Consider the following 5,536-nt stretch of genomic DNA (forward strand, 5'->3'; position numbering starts at 1 on the left):
GGGTGCGGGGCGTGCTGGGCGTACGCGTCATGCCTTCAGTGCAGTTTCGGCAAGGTGACTTGTCAAGACGGCACGGGGCGCGAGGGCAGGGCAGCCGGGACAGCCAGGACAGCCCCGTGACCGGCGTCACACCGGAGCCCTGTCAGGAATCGGGGCGCCATCCCGTTCAAGGGGCACGCGAACGAGACAGGAGCAACGTCATGAAGCACCGCATCCTCGTACTGGGCGCCGGATACGCCGGGGCCTACGCCGCCGGGAACCTGGCTCGCCGGCTCTCCCCCGCCGACACCGAGATCACCGTCGTCAACGCCGTGCCCGAGTTCGTCGAGCGGATGCGGCTGCACCAGCTCGCGAGCGGCCAGGACCTCGAGGTCCGCAAGCTCACCGACGTCTTCGCGGGCACCGCCGTACGGCTGCGCCTGGCGCGGGTGACCGGTGTCGACCCGGAGCGCAGGACCGTCGCCGTCACCGACGAGGACGGCGCGGGTGAGCTCGTGTACGACACGCTTCTCTACGCGCTCGGCAGCTCCGTGGCCGACCACGGTGTTCCCGGTGTGGCCGAGCACGCCTACGACGTGACCGGCCGGTCCTCGGCGCTGCGGCTGCGCGAGCGCCTGGCCGGGCTCGGCGAGGGCGGCACCGTACTCGTCGTCGGTGAGGGCCTGACCGGCATCGAGACCGCCACGGAGCTGGCCGAGTCCCGGCCCGACCTCTCCGTCGCGCTCGCCGCCCGCGCCGAACTCGGCGCCTGGCTCACCCCGCAGGCCCGCCGTCACCTGCGCCGGGCCTTCGACCGGCTCGGCATCACCGTCCACGAGCACACCGACATCGCGGCCGTCGAGCCCGGCCGGGCGATCACCGCCGACGGCACGGCCGTCCCCGCCGAAGTGACCGTCTGGTCGGCCGGGTTCGCGGTGCACCCGATCGCGGCCACGAGTGGTCTGGAGGTCGCGGCGAACGGCCAGATCGTCGTCGACCGCACCATGCGCTCGGTCTCGCACCCGGACGTCTACGCGGCCGGGGACAGCGCGTACGCCATCGGCGACAACGGCCGTCCGCTGCCGATGTCCTGCGCCTCCGCCGGATTCACCAACATGCAGGCGACCTCCGCGATCGTCGCCCGCCTGACGGACAGCAAGGTCCCGACCGTCGGCCTGAAATACCTCGGCAACCACATCAGCCTCGGACGCCGGGACGCGATCTGCCAGGTGGTGGACGGTGAGGCCCGGGCGAAGTCCTGGTGGTTGGGCGGCAAGCCCGCCGTACGGGTCAAGTCCGGTGTACTGAAGGGGGCTTGGTTCGGAATCGCCCACCCGACCTTCGGCATGCCGAAGCGCAAGCGCCGCCTGACCACCACGGCGCCCGACGCGGCCGGTGTGAGGGTCACCGCCTAGGGTGTGCCGCATGGACAGTGCAGCCATCGATCGCTTCGAGGCCGGCCGGAGCCGGCTGGCCTCGCTCGCGTACCGCCTGCTCGGCTCCGCCGCCGACGCGGAGGACGCCGTGCAGGACACGTTCCTGCGCTGGCAGGCCGCCGACCGGGAGCTGATCGAGGTGCCGGAGGCGTGGCTGACCAAGGTCGTCACCAACCTCTGCCTCGACCGGCTCCGTTCGGCGCAGGTGCGGCACGAGCGTACGGCCGGTGCCTGGCTGCCCGAACCTCTGCTCGACGGCGACCCGATGCTCGGCCCGGCCGACACCTTCGAGCAGCGCGAATCGGTGTCCATGGCCGTACTGACCCTCATGGAGCGCCTCTCGCCGGTCGAACGGGCCGTGTACGTCCTGCGGGAGGCCTTCTCGTACCCCCACTCCGAGATCGCACAGATCCTCGACATCACCGAGTCCGCGAGCCAGCAGCACGCCCACCGGGCCCGGCGCCGGGTCACCGCCGAGCGCCGCGTCAGCACCGAGGTGGACCCCGCGTCCGCGCGCCGGATCGTCGAGGAGTTCCTCTCCGCCGCCACGTCGGGGCGCACCGACCGGCTTGTGGAGATGCTCACCGCCGACGCGGTCGCGGTCTCGGACGGCGCGGGACTCGCCAGGCGGCTGCTGCGGTACACGACGCGCGAGCGGATCGCCTCGTTCGTACGGGCCGGCCTCAAACCCACCGCGGCGAAGCGGCGGTTGGCCGGGGGCTCCCCCGCGTTCCACATCGCGCTGCTCAACGGCTCCCCCGCGGTCGTCGCGGTGGTGGAGGACCGGGTCGTGGGCGCCGTGGCGTTCGACATCAGCGACGGCAAGGTCGCTTCCCTGTACGGGATCGCCGCCGCGGACCGGCTCACGCGACTGACCGAGGCCTGGCGGCAGTACGAGCCGGAGGGGCCCGTCGTCGACGCGTGGTGACCGGACCTGACCCGAGCCCTCGGTGCGCCTCGGTGCCTAGACTCCGGCCATGACCAGGACCGACCGCGTCAGCAGGCTGATCGCCGCGTCACCGGCCGCCGTGTACGGCGCGCTCCTCGACCGCGCGGCACTGGAGGCCTGGCTGCCGCCGGACGACATGAGCGGCCGGATCGAGCGCTGGGACCCCCGTCCCGGTGGCGGGTTCCGGATGGTGCTCACGTACCTCGACCCGACCGGCAGCCCCGGCAAGACATCGGAGGCCACGGACGTAGTCGAGGTCGGGTTCGTCGACCTGGTGGAGCCTGAACTCGTGGTGCAGCAGGCCGAGTTCGAGGCGGACGACCCGGCGTACGCGGGCACCATGACGATGACGTGGAACCTGACCGGCACCGGCCACGGCACCGAGGTCACCGTGACCGCCACCGGCGTACCGCCCGGGATCGGGCAGGCCGACCACGAGGCGGGGATCGCGTCCTCGCTGGCGCATCTGGCCGCATACGTGGAAGCGGCGCACTAGGGAGCGTCTTCCTGGGCGGGGACCATGGACCTTTGCGCGCCGGACCGCTATCCATGCGCGCATGACGGACTCCGCGCTTCCCGGCCTGCCCGCTCCTCCCCCGCTGGGCGCCGGCGCCCTGCCGCCCGGTACGTACGACGGCTCCGTGGTCCTCGTGACCGGTGGCGGCACCGGGCTCGGCAAGGCGGTCGCGGCCGAATTCGCCCGGCTCGGCGCCGACCTGGTGATCGCGAGCCGCAAGCAGGAGCACCTGAGCTCCGCCGAGGCCGAACTCGGCGCCCTGGGCGGCAAAGTGACGACCTGTCAGTGCGACATCCGGGACCCGGAGGCCGTAGCCGGAGTCTTCGACCGGGCCGAGTCGACGCTCGGACTCCCGGACGTGCTGATCAACAACGCGGCCGCGAACTTCCCGGTGCCCGCCGAGGACATGTCACCGAACGCCTGGCGCACCGTCGTGGACATCACGCTCAACGGCACGTTCTACATGACCCGCGAGTTCGGCCGCCGCCACCTGGCCGCCGGGGCCCCGGGGTCGGTCGTGAACGTCGGCGCGTCCTACGCCTGGACGGGCGGCCCCGGCTTCGCGCACAGCGCGGCGGCCAAGGCGGGCGTGAAGAACCTGGTGGAGACGCTCGCCGTGGAGTGGGGCCCGTACGGACTACGGGTGAACGGGCTCGTGCCGGGCCTGATGCCGCACACCGACATGACCGACGACATCCGGGCGGGCCTGGAGCAGGCACGCGACGACCGGGACGCGCGACAACCGGCCCTACGCGTGGGCGCGCCCCGCGAGTTGGGCTGGGCCGCCACCTTCCTGGCCTCGCCGTACGCGCGCTTCATCTCCGGTCACACCCTGGTCGTGGACGGCGCGAACTGGCAGCGCCGGGACGCGGTGGGGGCACCGGTGGTGCCGGTGCGGGAGCAGTTGGGGCGGGGGGATTTCAGGCTGTGAGGGGCGACCGGCGCGCGGGACACCGGGTACCCCCTGCCCTATGTCCCGTCGAACCGCGCCTCCCGCCGCTCCGCCTTGGCCGCGTACCCCTCGCGTGCGTCCTGCGAGGTGAGGGTGATCGCGGCGGACATGGCGGTGTGGTCGAGGGCGGTGGTGAGGCCCGCGTCCGCGAAGGTGTCGATGTCGCGTTTGATGGCCTGCACGGCGAGCGGGGCGTTGGCCGCGATCTCGGTGGCCGTGGCGAGGGCGACCTTCGCCAACTCCTCGGTGGGTACGGTCTGTTGGACGAGGTGCAGGCGTTCCGCCGCGGTAGCGTCGATACGGCGGCCGGTGAGGGCGAGGAGTTTGGCCCAGCCCGCGCCCGCCTCACGGGCGATGCGCAGGTCTCCGCCCGCGTCGACGGCGACGCCGAGCTGCGCCTCGGGCAGCGCGAACACTGCGTCGTCCGCAGCGATCCGGACGTCCGCCATCAGCGCCAGCTCGAAGCCGAAGCCCAGGCAGTAGCCCTGCACGGCGGCCACGATCGGCTGCGGAAGACCGGCGAAGTCGGCGAAGCGCCGGTGCACCCAGCGGATGCCCTCGTAGTAGTTGCGGGTGCGTTCGGCCGGGGAGCGGCCGGTGATGGCGCCGCCCGGCGCGGTGACGTCGATGCCCGCGCAGAACGCCCGGCCCTCGGCCCGCAGCAGGACCACCCTGACGGAGTCGTCGAAGCGGATCCGGTCGGCCATGATGCCGAGTTGGCGGGTGGACTCCCAGCTCCAGCCGTTGAGTTGGCGGGGGCGGCAGAGGGTGAGGTGGCCGATGCCGTCGGCCACATGCAGGCGCAGCCGTTCCTCACCCTCCGGGATGTCCGTGCCGATGGTGTCGATCACGCCGCCCCCTGCCCCTGCCGTACGCCCACCGGTTCCTGACGGGTTGTCAGGCGGGGCGGGTGGTCAGGGTAGCGGCCGGGGCTCAGCGGTTGAAGACCTCGAACGCGACGGACGGGCGGCCGCCGAAGCGGTCGGAGGCCATCGACGTGGAGAAGTTCAGGACCTCGCGTGCGTACTCCTCCGGGTCCTTGTCCGTGAGCGCCTCGATGTACACGCGGTGCTCCAGGAGCGAGCGCACGCCCCGCTCGAATCCGGAGCTGACCTCGACGGCGTGGGTGGCGGCGTCCGAGCCGGCGATGGCGGACCAGCGCACCCCGTTCCACGGTTCGAGGCCCTTCTCGGCCAGCTCGGGGAAGATCCACCGGTTGCCCGCGTCGCCCACCGCGTCGAGGGCGGCGCGGCCCACGGCGACATGGTCGGGGGTGTTCCAGAAGGTGCCGGCGCCCCAGCTCTCCCGGTGGTTGAGGGTGATGACGAGTTCGGGCCGGTGGCGCCGGACGGCCGCCGCGATGTCGCGGCGCAGGGCGGTGCCGTACTCGATGACGCCGTCGCGGTGGTGGAGGAACTCGACCTTCGTCACGCCCACCACGGCGGCGCTGGCTCGCTGCTCGCGCTCGCGCAGTTGCGCGCACTCGGCGGGCGGGAGGGTGTCGATGCCCGCTTCGCCGCGGCTGGCGAGCAGATACGTCACGTCCCGGCCGCCGTCCGTCCACTGGGCGATGGCTGCGGCGCAGCCGTACTCCAGGTCGTCGGGGTGGGCGACGACAGCGAGGGCGCGCTGCCAGTCCTCGGGCATGGGCTTCAGCTGATCGGTCATACGGGGAGGTTATGCGGGGCTGGTGGGGGTGGTGG

At 72.6% G+C, this 5,536-nt stretch carries 6 protein-coding genes; 4 read left to right on the forward strand and 2 right to left on the reverse strand.

All coding sequences use genetic code 11. The features are described 5' to 3' along the window. Positions 1-200: 200 nt before the first annotated feature. The 4 genes from GUY60_RS33410 to GUY60_RS33425 all read left to right on the forward strand — a co-directional run bounded on the left by GUY60_RS33410 (position 201) and on the right by GUY60_RS33425 (position 3,812). Entirely contained in the window at positions 201-1,394 is a 1,194-nt protein-coding gene (locus GUY60_RS33410) for an NAD(P)/FAD-dependent oxidoreductase (protein WP_161704747.1), read from the forward strand. Between the two features lie 10 nt (positions 1,395-1,404). After that, entirely contained in the window at positions 1,405-2,343 is a 939-nt protein-coding gene (locus GUY60_RS33415; RefSeq protein WP_161704749.1) for a sigma-70 family RNA polymerase sigma factor, read from the forward strand. 49 nt (positions 2,344-2,392) lie between these two features. Continuing rightward, complete coding sequence (locus tag GUY60_RS33420) at positions 2,393-2,860, forward strand: SRPBCC family protein (RefSeq protein ID WP_161704751.1); 468 nt, start codon at positions 2,393-2,395, stop codon at positions 2,858-2,860. A gap of 61 nt (positions 2,861-2,921) precedes the next feature. After that, a complete protein-coding gene (locus GUY60_RS33425) occupies positions 2,922-3,812 on the forward strand; it encodes an SDR family oxidoreductase (protein WP_161704752.1) in 891 nt (296 codons plus the stop codon). A 38-nt stretch (positions 3,813-3,850) separates the two neighbouring features. Here the strand turns inward: GUY60_RS33425 and GUY60_RS33430 are convergent, their stop codons facing one another. After that, positions 3,851-4,684, reverse strand: coding sequence for an enoyl-CoA hydratase/isomerase family protein (locus GUY60_RS33430; protein WP_161704754.1), 834 nt, complete (start codon positions 4,682-4,684; stop codon positions 3,851-3,853). Positions 4,685-4,766: 82 nt separating this feature from the next. After that, the gene (locus GUY60_RS33435) at positions 4,767-5,501 is read right to left on the reverse strand and encodes a PIG-L deacetylase family protein (RefSeq protein WP_161704755.1); all 735 of its coding nucleotides are present in this window, start codon (positions 5,499-5,501) and stop codon (positions 4,767-4,769) included. Positions 5,502-5,536: the final 35 nt, after the last annotated feature.

Source organism: Streptomyces boluensis (assembly GCF_009908195.1).
GTDB lineage: Bacteria > Actinomycetota > Actinomycetes > Streptomycetales > Streptomycetaceae > Streptomyces > Streptomyces boluensis.